At 41.7% G+C, this 16,710-nt stretch carries 16 protein-coding genes and 1 pseudogene; 6 read left to right on the top strand and 11 right to left on the bottom strand.

Annotated elements, in window-relative coordinates; all coding sequences use genetic code 11:
• Window positions 1-7: 7 nt before the first annotated feature.
• Window positions 8-466 (bottom strand): division/cell wall cluster transcriptional repressor MraZ, encoded by a 459-nt coding sequence (gene mraZ / locus AAEU31_RS14745; protein ID WP_135923486.1) that lies wholly within the window; start codon window positions 464-466, stop codon window positions 8-10.
• A gap of 466 nt (window positions 467-932) precedes the next feature.
• Here mraZ and AAEU31_RS14740 point away from each other — a divergent pair, with 466 nt between their 5' ends.
• The 4 genes from AAEU31_RS14740 (at window position 933) to AAEU31_RS14725 (ending at window position 2,641) form a co-directional block, all read left to right on the top strand.
• A complete protein-coding gene (locus AAEU31_RS14740) occupies window positions 933-1,271 on the top strand; it encodes a DUF883 C-terminal domain-containing protein (protein WP_135923485.1) in 339 nt (112 codons plus the stop codon).
• 1 nt (window position 1,272) lies between these two features.
• Window positions 1,273-1,719 (top strand): hypothetical protein, encoded by a 447-nt coding sequence (locus AAEU31_RS14735; RefSeq protein WP_135923484.1) that lies wholly within the window; start codon window positions 1,273-1,275, stop codon window positions 1,717-1,719.
• Window positions 1,719-1,976 (top strand): hypothetical protein, encoded by a 258-nt coding sequence (locus tag AAEU31_RS14730; protein ID WP_421967600.1) that lies wholly within the window; start codon window positions 1,719-1,721, stop codon window positions 1,974-1,976. Before AAEU31_RS14735 ends, AAEU31_RS14730 begins: the two co-directional genes overlap by 1 nt.
• 89 nt (window positions 1,977-2,065) lie before the next feature.
• On the top strand, window positions 2,066-2,641 hold the full coding sequence (locus AAEU31_RS14725) for an AAA family ATPase (protein ID WP_135923482.1): 576 nt from the start codon (window positions 2,066-2,068) through the stop codon (window positions 2,639-2,641).
• A 41-nt stretch (window positions 2,642-2,682) separates the two neighbouring features.
• Here AAEU31_RS14725 and AAEU31_RS14720 read toward each other — a convergent pair whose 3' ends face one another.
• The 3 genes from AAEU31_RS14720 to AAEU31_RS14710 form a co-directional block, all read right to left on the bottom strand.
• Entirely contained in the window at window positions 2,683-3,654 is a 972-nt protein-coding gene (locus AAEU31_RS14720; protein WP_421967599.1) for a glutathione S-transferase family protein, read from the bottom strand.
• Window positions 3,655-3,663: 9 nt separating this feature from the next.
• On the bottom strand, window positions 3,664-4,506 hold the full coding sequence (locus tag AAEU31_RS14715) for a pirin family protein (protein ID WP_235382439.1): 843 nt from the start codon (window positions 4,504-4,506) through the stop codon (window positions 3,664-3,666).
• 88 nt (window positions 4,507-4,594) lie between these two features.
• Complete coding sequence (locus tag AAEU31_RS14710; protein WP_421967598.1) at window positions 4,595-5,557, bottom strand: YihY/virulence factor BrkB family protein; 963 nt, start codon at window positions 5,555-5,557, stop codon at window positions 4,595-4,597.
• 122 nt (window positions 5,558-5,679) lie between these two features.
• On the opposite strand from AAEU31_RS14710, the gene AAEU31_RS14705 reads away from it, so the two are divergent.
• On the top strand, window positions 5,680-6,753 hold the full coding sequence (locus AAEU31_RS14705) for a mechanosensitive ion channel family protein (protein ID WP_421967597.1): 1,074 nt from the start codon (window positions 5,680-5,682) through the stop codon (window positions 6,751-6,753).
• A 19-nt stretch (window positions 6,754-6,772) separates the two neighbouring features.
• Here the strand turns inward: AAEU31_RS14705 and tatA are convergent.
• From tatA to agaR, 3 genes and pseudogenes are all read right to left on the bottom strand, one after another.
• Window positions 6,773-6,922, bottom strand: a pseudogene (tatA, locus tag AAEU31_RS14700) (twin-arginine translocase TatA/TatE family subunit); the annotation flags it as partial.
• A 75-nt stretch (window positions 6,923-6,997) separates the two neighbouring features.
• A complete protein-coding gene (locus AAEU31_RS14695; RefSeq protein WP_421967596.1) occupies window positions 6,998-9,820 on the bottom strand; it encodes a TonB-dependent receptor in 2,823 nt (940 codons plus the stop codon).
• Between the two features lie 328 nt (window positions 9,821-10,148).
• Entirely contained in the window at window positions 10,149-10,913 is a 765-nt protein-coding gene (agaR, locus tag AAEU31_RS14690) for a transcriptional repressor AgaR (protein ID WP_135923474.1), read from the bottom strand.
• 156 nt (window positions 10,914-11,069) lie between these two features.
• On the opposite strand from agaR, the gene AAEU31_RS14685 reads away from it, so the two are divergent.
• A complete protein-coding gene (locus AAEU31_RS14685; protein ID WP_421967595.1) occupies window positions 11,070-12,401 on the top strand; it encodes a sugar MFS transporter in 1,332 nt (443 codons plus the stop codon).
• A 20-nt stretch (window positions 12,402-12,421) separates the two neighbouring features.
• On the opposite strand, the gene AAEU31_RS14680 is transcribed toward AAEU31_RS14685, so the two are convergent.
• From AAEU31_RS14680 to AAEU31_RS14665, 4 genes are read right to left on the bottom strand one after another with little or no spacing between them, the layout of a single operon-like run.
• Window positions 12,422-12,937 carry a hypothetical protein gene (locus AAEU31_RS14680; RefSeq protein ID WP_421967594.1) on the bottom strand — a complete coding sequence of 172 codons (516 nt, stop codon included), beginning with the start codon at window positions 12,935-12,937 and terminating at the stop codon, window positions 12,422-12,424.
• Window positions 12,930-14,624, bottom strand: a complete 1,695-nt coding sequence (locus AAEU31_RS14675; RefSeq protein WP_421967593.1) for an FAD-dependent oxidoreductase — start codon at window positions 14,622-14,624, stop codon at window positions 12,930-12,932. Before AAEU31_RS14675 ends, AAEU31_RS14680 begins: the two co-directional genes overlap by 8 nt.
• Before the next feature lie 9 nt (window positions 14,625-14,633).
• The gene (gene nagA / locus AAEU31_RS14670; protein WP_421967592.1) at window positions 14,634-15,803 is read right to left on the bottom strand and encodes an N-acetylglucosamine-6-phosphate deacetylase; all 1,170 of its coding nucleotides are present in this window, start codon (window positions 15,801-15,803) and stop codon (window positions 14,634-14,636) included.
• Entirely contained in the window at window positions 15,781-16,704 is a 924-nt protein-coding gene (locus AAEU31_RS14665) for an ROK family protein (protein ID WP_138556753.1), read from the bottom strand. The genes nagA and AAEU31_RS14665 overlap by 23 nt, the downstream gene beginning before the upstream one ends.
• Window positions 16,705-16,710 lie beyond the last annotated feature (6 nt).

Raw genomic sequence — 16,710 nt, 5'->3', positions numbered from 1 at the left:
ATTGTGGTTAGAGCGAGAAGTTATCGAATTCGGGATTTGCCTCAAACTCACCTAAGCGTTCAATTTCAGTATCTTGGCGCATTTGCTCATGCCAACGATCTTCATCCCAAATTTCAAACTTATTCATCAAGCCAACCAACATGATTTTTTTTCCAAGTTCCGCGTGAGCTCGTAAAGAAGGAGCAAGCAAAATCCGGCCATTTTTATCTAGTTGATACTCTGTAGCATTGCCAAGCAACATACGTTGCATTCGGCGTGCTCGTGGATTCATGTTAGAGATCTTTAATAATCGTTCTTCAATTTCTAGCCATTCGGCTAGTGGGTATAACCACAAACAAGGCTCATTCAGTGCGACTGTGCAAATAACCGTTCCCTGATCTTCAGACAAGATCGCGTCTCGGTACTTGGTTGGTACCGCAAAGCGTCCTTTATCATCCAAACTCAGCGAGCTTGCACCCCTAAACATAATTAGCCTTAAAATAGGTTATAAATTGTTAATGATTATTTCCGATCCAATTTGATCCACTAAAAACCACTTTTTACCACAGTGCTCCAGTTTAGGGCTTGACAAGGCTTTTTGTCAAGTAAGCTGATCATCATAATAGGCTTCTAAAGCCAGAAAAAATAAGGCTTCAAGCAAAGCCACTGAATTACGTGGGAAAAAGTGGAAAACAAATAAAAAAAATTTTTTTACTATTTTATTGGCGACGAATTGGGGAAAAATGATTAATGAATAACCAATGAATAGTTACAAATGAATCGTACATCTTTCTTAGCCTGTAATTTTTACTTAACTACTGTGCAATAGTTACTAGAAATTATGTTGATCTTAGAGTCTAAAAATATAACACCCTGAAATTAAATGATTTAATAATTGGTATAAAGGTTGCGAGCTATTGAATACCAATAATGGCAATTTTTAAGGAATGATCATGGCTACAGCAACGTCGAAATCGAATTCAAGTACTGCAAACAGCAAAACAAATCCGAAACCAACTGAAGTAGAGGCGCCATTTACGGAAAAAGCAACTGAGGCAGCTCATCATGCAGTTGACGCGCTGTCAACTCGTGCTGCATCAGCTGAGCATTCAGTTCGTGAAGGCGCATCAAATTCAGCACAAACTATTTCAGAGAAACAAGCTCAAGCTCGCGAGAAACTAGGTGAGTACAGTAGCAAAACACGTCAGCTTGCCTCTGAGAATCCGCTTGCAACAGCAGGTATTGCGTTTGCTGCAGGTATGTTAGTTAGCGCACTTATTCGCCGTAAATAACATGCCGCACTCTCAACATTCACAAGAGAAGTCGCAAGCAGCCACTGATCAGCCTTTGCATGCTGATCAGTGGCAAGATCACCTTGCCAAGTTGTCGCAATATGCTGAACAACTTTACGTAGACTACCGTACCCAAGCCGGGTTGTGTAAACAGGTAGCTGCAGCTGAGTGGCGATTATCGACACGCTCTTTGGCATTAACTATCATCATGCTGGTCTGCTTTGCAGGTGGTTTAGTTTTACTTTGGGCTGGTTTGTTAGCCACAATAGGTATTGCCATATTCAGTTTAAGTGGATCTGTCGCTCTTTGCGCTTTATCGCTGATCGTTTTGCAACTGCTTTGTTTATTTTGGCTTTGGAAAAATATTGGCTATATCAGTAGTAAAATTGGTTTTGATCGAACGGTTAAAAGTGCCCGCCAATTATTCAACATTGATAAGGAAAAATAATGTTAATTAACTACTTTATTCGCGAACCACTGAAAAAAGTCACTGATCTTAGTCATAGTATGGACATGCAAGATGAACTTAAACGTCAGCATCACCAAGCATTCAACTATCGGTTAAAACGATTTGCTGTCACTAAAGTCGGCCTTGCTAGCGCCTTCACCGCAGGGATGGGTTATCAGGCTTTACAAAGCAATGACCAATCTAAAAGCAAATTAAAACAAGTTAGTCAGTTTAGTTGGCTTCTTAAATTATTATGATCTTTATCAGTAAAATCAGAGTTTTTACTTCTCATTAAGTCGCAATTTCACTACCTTAAAGTATCAGAAATTAATTTCGGGAATTATTAGTGAAAAAACGGATAGTATTAACTGGCGGCCCCGGAGGTGGTAAAACTACAGCCATCGATTTACTAAGACGCGAGTTTTCAAAACAAATTGTTGTCGTTCCTGAATCTGCAACAATGTTATTTGGCGGAGGAATTGAACGTAGCACCGAACCTCACCTTATCAAGGCTCACCAACAGGCTATTTATAACCTACAAAAACACTTAGAGCATATTCAGCGAACCATGCACCCAGATCGTTTAATGCTTTGCGATCGTGGTAGCTTAGATGGACTAGCCTATTGGCCTGGTGAGCAAGATGAATTTTTTCAATGCTTAAATACCAATCTACAAACCGAACTTAACCAATATGATGCAGTGATCTTTTTTGAAACTGCAGCTAAATCTGGACAAAGTATTCATTCTAATAACCCTGTAAGAAATGAGTCTGACCAACAAGCCATATTACTTGATGACAAACTACAAGCTGTTTGGTCTCAACACCCTAATTTTAATTTAGTGAAAAGCTCAGAATCATTTATTCAGAAGGTAATGTTTGGCATCGACACCATCCGCAAGGTGATGGATAGTTATAACTAACAGCTTAATCAAGTCATTAAACTGTTAGTTATCAATGTCTATTAACCACGGTTATGTGGACGAGCGTAGTCTATACCAGGCCCTTTTGGCACGACTTGAGTTGGATTGATCATAGTATGACTGAAATAGTAATGACGTTTAATATGGTAAAAATCAACCGTCTTACTTACCTCTTCAACTTGATACAACTCACGCAGATAGTTACTGATTGCCGGATAACTCTCGATAGTACGTAAGTTACACTTAAAATGACCAACATAAACGCTATCAAAGCGGATTAAAGTGGTAAATAAACGCCAATCAGCTTCTGTGAGTGTATCGCCTACTAAATAACGGTTTTCTGTTAAACGTTGTTCAATTTTATCAAGCGCTGCAAATAGATCATCAAAGGCTTCTGTATAAGCTTCTTGCGTTGTCGCAAAGCCTGCACGGTATACACCGTTGTTGATGTTGTGATAAACAAACTCATTAATTTCGTCAATTTCAGCATGTAATGCTGTAGGATAAAAGTCGCGCTCATTACCTGTGAGTGCATTAAACGCGCTATTAAACATTCTGATAATTTCAGCAGATTCATTGCTAACAATACGCTGCGTTTTTTTATCCCAAAGCACAGGCACCGTAACACGACCTGAATAATCAGCTTTATTACGCGTATAAATTTGATGCATAAAGTCGCTATTGAAAAGAGCATCACCGGTGCTGTGATTATCTTTATCAAACGTCCAACCATGCTCTAGCATGTCAGGGCTTACAACCGACACGCTGATATAATCTTCTAACCCCTTTAAGTGGCGAAATATCAAGGTGCGATGAGCCCAAGGACAGGCTAAAGAGACATAAAGGTGGTAGCGATCTTTTTCAGCTTTAAAGCCTGCATCACCACTTGGACCAGCGCTACCATCAGCGGTAACCCAGTTTCGTAACTGGGCCGCCTCACGTTTAAATTCACCTTGGTTGTTATCGGTGTCGTACCATTTATCTTGCCATTGACCGTTTACAAGTAATCCCACAATAACCTCCTATAGTGTGCCAAATTTTCCTAACTGATAATCTCTAACCGCTTGCTGTAACTCAGCTTGGGTAGTCATCACAAACGGACCCATGTGCGCGATTGGCTGATTGAGTGGTTCTCCAGCAAGGATTAAAACTCCAGCCCCTGTTTGTGAGTTAAATTCAATGTCACTACCAGGCTCAAGAATGAGTAAGCTACCCGCTTTTACAGGACCACCTTGCTCTGTGTGTATTTCACCAGTATGAACATAAAGCATCACTTTGGTTTGCGCTAAAGGCGCATGGTTAAATACAGTTCCTGCAGGTAAGGTCACATCAGCCAGCATGCCATTAGCTGCTAGATCTTGAAGGCTTGATACCTGCTCTTCACCGGCAAACTGCCAGCTTCCAGCTAATGCTTTAAGCTCAACACCCTGTTCATTTCGTGTCGTCGGCGCAGGCGCTTCAGTGGTATCTTGGTAACGTGGTGCTCTGAGCTTCTCAGCACTGGGCATATTTAGCCAAATCTGAAAACCATGCATGCCTTCTTTTGCATCTGCTAACGGCATTTCACTATGGATCACACCAAAGCCGGTACTCATCCACTGCACGTCACCAGCACGAATCGCTTTTTTGTTGCCCATTTGATCTTGGTGCTCAAAGCCACCTTTAATAATATACGTAAAGGTTTCGATACCACGGTGAGGATGCGCAGGAAAACCGCCCATAAAATCACTGTGATCATCTGATTTAAGCTCGTCGATCATTAAAAAAGGGTCTAAATACTTACCGTCAAAGCCGGGAATGCGGCTGATGTTTACACCATCACCATCTTGTGTAGCATGGCTATTTAATTGTTGAATCACTTTCATAACTTTACTCCCGTAAATTGTATGAAATGATTGTAGGTGCTAATTTAACTAACAACCATGAGTAAAATTAGTGTTAATCGTTCTATTTTTAAGAATGCTTATTTTGTTGTCTGGTTAATCTATCAGCTACTGTTGCCCCCCGCTCCCCAACTTCTTTATCAGGGCCTATGGTACTATCGACTAAAGTTTGTTGTTCTATGCTGGCATTAATCGCAGCACCAAAAATAATGATGTATGCGCTGATATAGAGCCACATCAACATAATCACTACACCACCTAATGAGCCATACGTTTCGTTATAACTTGCAAATTGTGAGACATAATATGAAAAACCAATTGATGCGATAATCCATAGCAAAGTAGCCACTATTGAACCTAGTGTGATCCAGCGCCATTTTGCTGCTGTTCGATGTGGCGCATAGCGATATAAGAATGCCAACGCGCAATTAAAAATAATCGCAAGCAGTGGCCAAGTAATGAGCTTGATCAACAAATCAATCAGCTCTGTTAAACCAACTAGGTTAAGCACAATCGGTAAAATACCGATGATCAACAAGGCAACCAGCGCAACAACAATGGCACCTAGCGAAAATAAAAAGCGCACCAGTAACGCCATAAAAAATTGTCGTTTGTTATGCTGATGATAAGTGATATTACAGGCTGTTATTAGCGCCTGACAGCCCTTGCTGCTACTCCAAATCGTTAGCAATAAAGTCCCTATGGCACTAACACTTAACACCTTTTGCGATTGCTGAGTCACCTCTGCAACCTGTAGCAAAATAATGTCTCGACTACTTGTTGGTAAAATAGCGGTGACTTTATCAAGTTGCTCATGGATATCGGTCGGGGACGCAAAATAAGCGTAAACAGAGACTGTCGCGGCTAATGCAGGAAAGATCGCAAGCAAAGCATAAAATGCCACCCCAGCCGCCACAAACGATAAATTGTCTTGTGATAAATTGTGATACACGCGTTTGATAATATCCCACCAGCCTCTAACTGGGATCTCCAACGGTGAATGTGCCTGAAATCCGCGTTTATCTTGAGCCATATCTGACCTAATACATTGCTTTATTAATTTTAAAGCTGCAAACAGCTTGCCATTAATTATGGCGCTTGAATTGCACTAAGCTAAGCTTACTGTAACAAAACAACCATCCATGGAGTGGTGCAATGAGTCTATATTTATTATATAAAAATCAATTAGCTAGTTTGTTTTCACCTAAATTATTTGTTACCACACAGACACCCACCGACAGCATTGCTTGGCAAGACTTAAACCTACAAGTTACGCAGTTTTTACACACTACTTGGCAAATGTTACCAGCCCTTACGTTGGGCCTCGTAGCTGTTATTATTTGCTATTTATTAGCACGCCCTTTGTCATATATCTTGATAAAGCCGCTTGGTTTTGTAAGTGAAAGCAAGCTATTACATGTTGTAACACGACGATTTTTTAGCATCATTATCATTTTGTTTGGGGTGTACTTATTTTTGCGCCTTGCAGGACTTACCGATTTTGCTGTAGCTATTATGAGTGGTACTGGATTAGTGGGTCTTATTTTAGGTTTTGCTTTTCGAGATATTGCCGAAAACTTTATCTCAAGCATGCTGCTCAGTGTGCAGCGCCCTTTTCGTATTGACGATGTGATAGAAGTAGATGGTCGTTTAGGGGTGGTTAAAAAAGTGACGGCTCGCGCCACAACTTTAGTTGATTTTGATGGTAATCACATTCAAATACCGAATGCGACTGTGTATAAAAATGTCATAAAAAACCTCACCGCAAATCCTAAAATGCGAGGTCACTTTAACGTTGGCATTGGTTACGATAATGACATTCGCTATGCCCAGCAATTAGCAATGAAAGTGGTTAAGCAAAACCCGGCTGTTATTAGTGATCCGCCAAGCCAAGTGTTAATTGATTCATTAGGCTCAGCAACACTAAATCTAACTATTTATTTTTGGGTAAATAGCAATGAGCACAGCACAGTTAAAGTGGCATCTCAATTGATGCGAGAGTTGGTCAATACCTATTTATCAGAGCAAGTCAGTATGCCTGATGATGCCCGCGAGCGAATCATTTTAAATACCGAAACAGAGCAAATAAATAGTAATTCGAGCACGCCTACCCAAACATCAAAAACACTCACCGATCATAGTTTAGATGATGTCAGCAGTGATGCCGATGATATACGCGAACAAGCTGATCAATCTCGCGACCCCGAACAAGGCAGTAATATTATCTAAAATTTATTGCTAACTAAGTTTCATCATTGGGTTTATCGTGCATAGCGCGTTTAAACCCTTTAACTGACGTCCCTAAATCACCACCTATTCGAGAGAGCTTTTTTGTGCCGAATAACAGCACCACAATTGCGGCAATAATGACTAATTGCCAAACACTAATTCCTGCCATAACAACCTCATTTTTTTTAAAATAAAAGCGCCTTTGCAGGCGCTTGAACAACACTAACAACTGGGAATACAAAGATTAAAAGCTAGCACGTACACCTAATGCGACCTGAGTACCAAAGCGCTCAAGGTAACTCACTTGGTCAGTGCGCTTGGTGTAACCCCAATAACGCTCATTCGTTAAGTTAGTTGCTTCAGCAAACACAGTGAATTGATCACTGATGTTATAGCTCATGCTGGCATCTAACTGACCATAATCAGAGATCCAATAAGGGCCACCCCATGCATCTGGATCCGACAAGAATTTACTACGCCAGTTATAGGCTAAACGCGCTTGGAAACCATATTGCTCATAGTAAACCACCGCGTTATATGAGTTTTTCGACATACCTCTAAATGGCAAGCCTGACTCTTTTAGCTCTGGCTCATCGTAGCTACTGTCTACATAGGTATAGTTAAGCTGAAAACCTAAACCATTAAAGGGCTCAGGTAGTAAATTTTCGAGCGATTGCTGATAAGCAAACTCAGCGCCTTTAATAGTGGCACCATACTCACTCTTACCCGGGTAAGAGGCAAAATAACGCACGCCTTCTATTTCAACTGGGCTTTCTACATAATCGATAAATGATTTCAGGTCTTTCACAAACACCCCACCACTTAACGAGCTGCTGTCTTCAAAGTACCATTCTAAGGTCATGTCTGCTTGATTAGCTTCTTCAGGTGTTAACGATGAATCACCCATAGAAAGTTGTGGTAAGCCTTCACGATAAGTATCAAAGTTTGGCGCAAGCCATGGACGCAAATAGGCTAATGATGGACGACTAATAACTTGTGCCGCAGAGAAGCGGTAAATCAAATCATCAGTAATGCTAAGCTTAAAGTTCATGCTTGGTAAAATATTGCTGTAATCCCCTTCAAATGATTGCTGAATGGTTTCGCGCCAACCATTTTCAAGTGGTTTACCATCCTCTTGTAAGTCAATTAACGATAAATCATACACCGACCCTTTAGAGCTCACTTCTGTTTGTGAACCACGAATACCGACATTTAGCATATACGGCATTTTTGCAAGAGTGCTTTCAAGCGTCACTTGCGCATACGCGGTAAGGACTTCTTCGGTTACCTCATAAGTACCCGATGAATTAAGCGAGGCAACAATGCTCTTGTCTGTAGCTTCAGCATTAATTGAACGATAATAAGCAAGTAACTTATCGTAATCGAAACTTGGCCATGGCTCAGGTGTAATGCTACTTTCACCTTCTAAGAAGTTATCGAAATTCGCCTCAACAAACACGTCACTTGGGATTTCAAATAGGTTAAAGTCACCTACATTTACTACCGTGCTGTCATCAAATTCATAACCATCGCGATCTAAGTATTGGCCACCATTACTAAATTGGCTGGCATTTTTTGAAGCATATTCCAGTTGGCTCTTGGTTTGCTCAAGGTATGTTAAGCCAAAATCGATACGGGTAATTAAATCACTTTCAGGCAAAAATGTACCGGTAAACTTAAAGTCATTGATAGTGTCTTCAACCCCGGTACCTGTATTACGGCTATAGTGCGCACCGTATGATTGATCCGCTGTTAAGCCCGGCGATAAAGTAACATCTGGCAGCATATTACCAGTGGTGTAATCAATGCCAATCGAGTCAATAAAACCACGGGCAACAATAAAGCGATTATCACCGCCATTTTCATTTTTCGCTTTTGAATGCGCAACATCCACAGCCAGTGTTAGGCCATCCATTGGATACCATTTGGCATTAAGGGCAAACTGATACGTATCTGTTTTTCGAGGATTGGTTAAGTTTAATAACTCCACCATAGTATTACCGGTTTGCGTCATTGATACCACACGGCCTGAATCATCAAATTGTGCGTCGGTAAAAACGGGCGTGCCTGGCGTCCAGCTTTCGTCGTAGTTAACAAAACCGATTTGATAGCGATGACCGTCTGTATTGTAACGCGAATATAAGGCATCAAAGTTAATATCTAGGGTATCTGTTGGGCGCCATTGCATTGCTAACGTCGCACCGACGCGTTCACGCACATCTTGCGCGTTGGCAAAATACATGTAACTCGGAATTTTTGAGGCAAATATTTCGCTTTGCCCGTCAATTTCTCCGTTGCCATTCATATCGACTGGCACACCGGCACTGTCTGCTCCCCAGCCCTCTTCTTCATCAAAAAAGCCGCTTGCAGAGTATGTGTCTGCACGTAAGGTTTTCTTTGAATAGGCCCCAGAGAAAAGCACACCAAAGGTATCATCATTAAAGTTGTCACCTATGATGAATGAAGCATGCGGGTGTACATCTCCCGTGCGCGATTCATAAATTCCCTTTGCTGAAGCACTTAACGTGAAACCGTCTTGATCAAGTGGTTTGCGAGTTTCGATATCAACAACCGCACCAATCCCCCCTTCAATTAAGCGTGCTTCTGGTGATTTATAAACTTGCAGTGCTCCGACTAATTCTGAGGCAATGGTATCAAAGTTAAAGTCGCGGCCTGAATTTTCAGACGCCAGTTTACGGCCATTCAAGGTGGTAATGTTGTAGCCACCACCTAAACCACGTACTAAAATATTTTGCCCCTCGCCGCCATTACGGGTAATGGTAATACCAGGAATACGCTGTAATGCTTCAGCTAAGTTTTCATCGGGAAACTTACCAATGTCGTCCGCAACTACAACATCAACAACCGTTGTTGCTTCTCTTTTGCGAAAGTTTGATTCTTTAATGCTGCTACGTATCCCTGTAACCTCAATAACCTCAACATCCTCTTCGACTTGGTTATTGTTATTATTCTCTTGCTGTTGTGCAGAGGCTGCGAAACTGACTGACGAAGCCAATATCGAGCTTATCAATACGCTCAGGTATGTTTTTCTAGCTGTTGTTGCCATGGTGATTTCCTGTTTTTTAATATTCTGATTTGTTGACTATAAAAAATAGTACTTAAGTAAGGCCTCACACTTAATTTATAACAAAATGAAACAACCTATCAACAAATAATTACCTAGCGAAACTTTCGATAGTTACGAAAAAAGCGTTAAAATAGTCATAAATCGCTTCAAAAGCCTTTAATGGCGTACGTTTAATTTCGAAAGCTACAGGAAGGATTTTTTTTAATTATTTTGAAAGGAACAAGAAAATCGTATTAACTAGGCAACAAAAAAGGCAACCTAAGGTTGCCTTTTAGAAATATGTTTACAGTATTCTATTGTTTTTGTATTAAACGATGATCACTTCTATGCCTAGGTTTGTTAAAGATTCAACAAATTCAGTTGGCATATTTTTGTCAGTAACCAGAACATCTATTGATTTAAGCGGTAGGACATTATACAAGGCACGTTTACCAAATTTACTCGAATCAGTCACTGCAATGACTTTGTCTGCGCGAGTACACATGGTTCTATTTAACATTGCCTCAGGCTCGTAATGAGTGGTGATCCCCGCTTCAGAATCGATGCCATCAACACCTAAAATAACCTTTTTGAAGTTATATTTACTCAGTGCTTGCTCAACCTCATTGGAGTAAAAAGACAAGGATTTCTTGCGTAATTGGCCACCGAGCATAAATACATTTGCATCGTCGATATCGGCTAATACGTGCGCAATATTCAAACCATTAGTCATCACCGTTAGCGCTTTTTTGCTTGTGAGTGCTTTGGCAACTTCTTCAGTGGTGGTACCTGAGTCAATAATTAATGAATCGCCATCTTCAACTAAATTTGCAACAGCTTTCGCCAGCTGAACTTTAATTGCGTAGTTTTCGTTATGTTTATCTTTTACCGAAAGCTCTTTGGCAAGCTTATCGCAAGCGATTGCCCCACCACGAGAACGCACGACTAAGCCGCGCTTACCTAGCTCATTAAGATCATGGCGTATACTAACCTCTGAAATATCAAAGGTTTTAGCCAGATCTTTCACACTAACTTTGCCCTTTTCTTCAGTCATAAGGACGATTTTTTGTCTTCTTTCGATTGTGGTTAGCATAACTGCCCTGTTGGTTTAAAACTGCTTTCAAAGTAATACATCAATACTACACACTTTACGGTTGTAAAGCTAAAATTAGTTTCGAAATAAAATAAAACTTTCAAAACTTACGAATTTTGTTTTATAGTGAATAAAAAAAACCACCTTGGTGAAAAAATGACAACAAAAAGTTCACTCATAGCTCAGCCACAATATATCGCTCGCAGCCAGCTTCTTCCAATGGTGATTATTGGCGGACTGTTCTTTTTATTCGGCTTTATTACTTGGCTTAATGGCTCTTTGATCCCATTTTTACAAATGGTCTGTGATCTCAATCACATCGAAGCCTATATGGTCACACTGGTATTTTATATTGCCTATACGGTAATGGCATTACCCAGCGCGAAAATTTTACAGGCATTCAGCTATAAGCATGGTATGTCATTTGGCTTGGCCATCATGGCTTTGGGCGCCTTATTATTTATACCGGCAGCACAAACACAAGCCTATTGGTTATTTTTAGTCGCCTTGTTTACATTAGGGAGCGGTCTGACCTTACTACAAACAGCTGCTAACCCGTATATTGTGTTGCTAGGGTCAAAAGATACAGCGGCGGTGCGCATTAGTATCATGGGTATTTTGAACAAAAGTGCAGGTGTAGTTGCTCCATTACTTTTCTCTGCCATCGTGTTCAGTGATATTGCCAACTTTAGCCCTGAAGCCTTGGCACAACTCAGTGACCTTCAAAAACAACTTCAATTACAAGAATTAGCAAACCGCTTAATTAGCCCTTACATGGCTATGGCGATTTCACTGGCAATTTTAGCTGCGTTAATTATGTTTGCTCCATTACCTGATATTGAACAACCTCAAGCAATTAGTAGCAGCGAAGAGCAATCTATTTTGCAATTTCCAAACTTAATTTTAGGTGTGATTGCTTTATTTTTTTATATCGGTGCTGAAGTTATCGCCGGTGATACCATAGGTCTATATGGTAAGGAGCAAGGCATTCTACAGTTTGCTGAACTCACCTCTTACACCATGGGTTTTATGGTGCTAGGCTATGTATTAGGGATTTTGCTTATTCCGCGCTTTTTTACTCAGCAACAAGCCCTGCTATTCTCAGCATTGAGTGGCTGCGTATTTTCACTCGGTATTATTTTTGTAGACACGCAACAAACAGCACTCTCTAATATTTTACTATTTTGGCTCGCTGATAACAGTTTCCCTGATACGGTATTATTTGTAGCCCTGCTTGGCTTATCAAATGCGCTGGTTTGGCCCACTATTTGGCCTATGGCGCTGGCAAACTTGGGGAGTAAAACCCAAACGGGTGCCGCACTATTAATCATGGGGATTTCTGGTGGAGCATTACTGCCGCTTGTATATGGTGTGTTTGCAGAATTTACAGGGAATGCTCAGCAAGCATACTTATTATTATTACCTTGTTATGGATTTATTCTTTATTACGCATTGATTGGTCACAAGCTAACAAGTTGGCGTAAATAAATCGTTCGCAGGCGATGCCACTAAGCAGAGCCTGCTATTTTCTCTGATGTAAAATACCCTAATAATAAAAACTCGCGTACGGTGAAGATACACTTATACATTAAGTATTCTTCATGCTTAGCTGGAGTTACCTGTGAAATCGGTACCCCTTGCAGCTCAATTACTTGCTGATACTGCTGTTCACTGATAGCAAACAAGCGTTTTAATTTGTTAGCCAGCTGTGGTGCACAGGAATTACCCTGCGCAATTAATTCAGCGCCTTGTAAACACTGCATCCGTTCAGTAGCCGTGACAGTGTTAGCCAACATCAAATCTGTAAAAGCCACTAAATCAAAATATAGCTGTTCGGCGGGGTCTAACTCTAAAATAACCGCTTGCATCTGCGTGACGACATCCCGATGCGCCGCTTCTTTTAGCACCTCAAAATGGCTGTCATCCATTTTATCAAACAACTGAGTAGCGGCCACTGGCGTAATAGCAACACCTAATAATGCCGATAAATATTTAATAGCCTGTCGCCTTTGTAGATCAGCCATTAAACACTCCATTGTGATAATGCTTAACGGCATGATCCGCCGCTCTAGCAGTAAATGCCATATAGGTTAGAGAGGGGTTTTGATAAGCTGATGAGCACATAAATGAGCCATCAGTAACATAGACATTACGCACACTATGAATTTGGTTATAGCGATTAAGAACAGAGGTTTTAGGATCTTGCCCCATACGGGCAGTGCCCATTTCATGGATCGCTTGTCCCGGTGCAGATCCCTTATCATAGGGTTGCACGTTCTGGTAACCGGCCTTTGTTAGCATCTCAACTGCCTGTGCTTTCATATCTTCTCGCATACGCAGCTCGTTTTCACCAAACTGACAATCAAAATTAACTAATGGCAGCCCCCACTCATCTTTTAATACAGGGTCTAAGCTCATTTTATTGTGATGATAAGGCAGACATTCCCCAAAACCTATCAAAGCAACTTGCCAAGGCCCTGGTTTGGCAAGCTCTTCACGAAAGGCCTTGCCAAAACTGAGCTCTTTAAAACCGCGTCGCCAATCTTTACGTGTCGCGTACCCTTGATAACCATAGCCACGAATAAAGTTATGTTGCTCTTTATCATCAAGGTTTCGAAAACGTGGGATATGAAAGCCAACGGGTCTATCGCCATCATTATAATCATCAGCAAAGCCTTTCGGCTCACCCGTGGCGCCAACCCGAAAATGATGATCCATTAGGTTATGACCAAGCTCTCCACTATCATTCCCTAAGCCATTAGGAAAACGTGTAGAAGTTGAATTTAATAACAAGGCTGTTGTTGCCACAGTTGATGCACAGCAAAAAATAATATTCGCCCGTTCGATACGCTCTTTTTTAGATTCAGCATCAATCACTTTCACACCTGTGGCTTGCCTAGTTTCTGGGTTGTAAATAATCTCTTTGGCAATGGAGTGAGTCTGAATGGTGAGTCGCCCAGTACGCATTGCAGCAGGCAAGGTCGAGGCTAAACTACTAAAATAACTACCGGTTGGGCAACCTCGCATACAGCGGTTGCGCTTGGTGCATGGGGCACGACCTTGCTCAGGTTTTGCCTGTGTTAAATGGGCGACACGCCCTATCGTTACATGACGGTTTTTATAATGATTTAATAAACTGCGTTTTAGATGCTGCTCTACGGCATTGAGTTGGAAAGGCGGTAAAAAGGGGCCATCGGGTAATTGCGGTAAATTAAGTGCTTCACCAATAACCCCGATGTAAGCTTCGACTTTATCGTACCAAGGCGCAATATCTTGATAGCGAACAGGCCAATCAATGCCGTGGCCATCTTGTTTGTTAGCAGCAAAATCAAGATCGCTGAGGCGTAAACACTGACGTCCCCAAGTTAATGAACGCCCGCCTAAATGATAGCCTCTGATCCAATCAAATCGCTGCGTTTCTCGGTAAGGATGCTGCAAATCATTCACAAACCAATGTTTTATTGATTGCTTAGTAGCATAGCCAGTGCGCGCTTGTTTAGCTTGATTCCGCTTTTCTAGCAGGCTGGGTCTGTCACGAAATGGCAGTTGCCAGTCTTCTTTAAAAGCCGTTGTATAATCGCTTCCATGCACAACCTGCCTGCCGCGCTCAAGTAACAGCACGTTAAGGCCTTTTTCGGTCAGTTCTTTAGCAGCCCAGCCGCCAGTAATACCGCTGCCAATAACAATGGCATCAAACACTTTTGCCTGCATTCGTGTATGTTAGTTCTCGTATATTTGCTTACCAGCACAGATGGTTGCACGAACAGTAAAGCTGTTGTCGAGCACAGCAAAATTTGCCACTTTTCCTACAGCAATACTTCCGATAGAGTCGGCTTTATTTAAAAATTCAGCCGGGACTAAACTGGCCATATTAGTCGCTTCAACTAAGCTTGCGTCGGTTAAGTTATAGAAACGTTCAACGCCCACTTCCATCGTTAATGTACTGCCTGCTAAAGAGCCACTTTCGGTTCGCGCAACACCTTGTTCAACCAAAATAGGAAGCTCACCTAATCTATAACGACCATCTTGTAAGCCACCCGCGCTGACACAGTCTGTAATAAGAGCTATTTTATCTGCCCCTTTTAAACGATAAACCATGTTCATTATGCTCGGATGCAAATGAATTCCATCCGGAATAAGCTCAACCATTGCATCGTTGTCCATCAGCAGTGCGCCGGTACAACCGGGATCACGATGATGAATACCGCGCATACCATTAAAAATATGTACCCCGCCACATGCACCATGCTCTAGTGCTTGTGTCGTTTGATCAAAACTGGCATCAGTATGGCCTAGCATTACCCGCACTCCCTTGTCGGTGATATAGCGGATCATGTCGGGCGATTCAAGTAACTCTGGCGCCAATGCAAAAGAGGTTAAACAGCCATCGCAAGCAGCATAAACCTCATCAAAACGCTGCTTTGTAAGCTCTAAAAAGAATGACTCATTGTGTGCTCCCTTATGCGCTTCAGCGAAGAATAATCCTTCGTTATAAGCACCAAGTAGCTGTGCACCAGTCAGGCCTTTTTGGTAGGCACTCGCCATATTTTTATAAGCTTGTATTGATACGTCCCAATCTGCGGTCACTGTTGTGCCGACAAAACCGGTAACACCATGCTTAGCTAAAGAGCGAGAAATGGTCTCTAGAGATTCTGGGGTGCCGTCCATAATATCGCAGCCTTCCCGACCATGAATATGCAAATCGATAAAGCCCGGAAATATACTCTGATCCCCTAAATCAATAATCTCAATACCTGGCTCGCAATTTTCAGTAATAGCCATAATTTTACCGTGTTTTACAAGCACAGCATGATGATTTAACACTGCCTCGGCTGTGATCACCTTAGCAGCTTTTAAGTAATAACAATCAAGATGTTGAGGAAATAGCATGAACACTTCCTATTATTGCAGCGCCTCTTACGCCGCTAGAATCACCAAATTTTGCCCGTTTTACCTCTGGAACTGTAAAACCAGAAAACAGGTGCGACTGAATCGCATCAGGGAGTTTTTCAACGATAGCGTCAATTAAAGACAAGCCACCCCCTAATACTATAACTTCGGGATGAAGACTTTTACTGACGGCCGCAAAGGTCTCGCCAAGAATATCTAAATAACACCCGAGCACGGCCAGTGCTTGCTCATCGCCACGCTTAATATCGTTAGCCCACTCAATCGCTGACTTAGGAGATTGAGTAATATGCTTATAAAGCGTCTGCACACCCGGCCCTGCGATATAACTCTCAACACAGCCATTCAAACCACAGCCACATTTTAAAACCGGCAGTTGGTATTTTTGTTGTAGATAGGCAGAAAGTGGTAAATGACCATATTCGCCCGACATACCTAGCCCTTGATTGAACAGCTCGCCATTAATACACATGCCACCTGCAGCGCCAGTGCCAACAATAGCACCAAAAACACGGCTATACCCTTCGCCGGCTCCGCCATTGGCTTCAGATAAAGCAAAACAGCGGGTGTCATTCAGTATGGCGACAGGTCGTTGTAATAATGCTTGCAAGTCATTAGCAATAACTCGACCAGATGCACAAGGCACGTTTGCCGATAAAACTTTACCATCATCATTTACGATTCCTGGCATACCAATGCCAACTGCCCCTTTGCAACCACTGAGTTGATCAGCCTTTAACACTTGCTGATGAATTGCTTCTAAAAACTCCTGATAATTTTGAGTTGGCGTCGAAATTCGCCAACTCTGCTGTTGCTCTAAAATATCATTAAAAATAGCGGTTTCTATCTTCGTTCCGCCAATATCGAGTCCATAAACAGCCATATTCTA

Source organism: Pseudoalteromonas thalassia (assembly GCF_049257215.1).
GTDB lineage: Bacteria > Pseudomonadota > Gammaproteobacteria > Enterobacterales > Alteromonadaceae > Pseudoalteromonas > Pseudoalteromonas lipolytica_C.
Note: the sequence above shows the minus strand (reverse complement) of the source record. Positions and strands in the feature narration are given on the sequence as shown.

Excerpts from the sequence above, each read along its gene's own strand:
- mraZ (WP_135923486.1), bottom strand. The coding sequence starts at position 466 with ATGTTTAGGGGTGCAAGCTCGCTGAGTTTGGATGATAAAGGACGCTTT.
- AAEU31_RS14740 (WP_135923485.1), top strand. The coding sequence starts at position 933 with ATGGCTACAGCAACGTCGAAATCGAATTCAAGTACTGCAAACAGCAAA.
- AAEU31_RS14735 (WP_135923484.1), top strand. The coding sequence starts at position 1,273 with ATGCCGCACTCTCAACATTCACAAGAGAAGTCGCAAGCAGCCACTGAT.
- AAEU31_RS14730 (WP_421967600.1), top strand. The coding sequence starts at position 1,719 with ATGTTAATTAACTACTTTATTCGCGAACCACTGAAAAAAGTCACTGAT.
- AAEU31_RS14715 (WP_235382439.1), bottom strand. The coding sequence starts at position 4,506 with ATGAAAGTGATTCAACAATTAAATAGCCATGCTACACAAGATGGTGAT.
- AAEU31_RS14710 (WP_421967598.1), bottom strand. The coding sequence starts at position 5,557 with ATGGCTCAAGATAAACGCGGATTTCAGGCACATTCACCGTTGGAGATC.
- AAEU31_RS14705 (WP_421967597.1), top strand. The coding sequence starts at position 5,680 with ATGAGTCTATATTTATTATATAAAAATCAATTAGCTAGTTTGTTTTCA.
- AAEU31_RS14695 (WP_421967596.1), bottom strand. The coding sequence starts at position 9,820 with ATGGCAACAACAGCTAGAAAAACATACCTGAGCGTATTGATAAGCTCG.
- agaR (WP_135923474.1), bottom strand. The coding sequence starts at position 10,913 with ATGCTAACCACAATCGAAAGAAGACAAAAAATCGTCCTTATGACTGAA.
- AAEU31_RS14685 (WP_421967595.1), top strand. The coding sequence starts at position 11,070 with ATGACAACAAAAAGTTCACTCATAGCTCAGCCACAATATATCGCTCGC.
- AAEU31_RS14680 (WP_421967594.1), bottom strand. The coding sequence starts at position 12,937 with ATGGCTGATCTACAAAGGCGACAGGCTATTAAATATTTATCGGCATTA.
- AAEU31_RS14675 (WP_421967593.1), bottom strand. The coding sequence starts at position 14,624 with ATGCAGGCAAAAGTGTTTGATGCCATTGTTATTGGCAGCGGTATTACT.
- nagA (WP_421967592.1), bottom strand. The coding sequence starts at position 15,803 with ATGCTATTTCCTCAACATCTTGATTGTTATTACTTAAAAGCTGCTAAG.
- AAEU31_RS14665 (WP_138556753.1), bottom strand. The coding sequence starts at position 16,704 with ATGGCTGTTTATGGACTCGATATTGGCGGAACGAAGATAGAAACCGCT.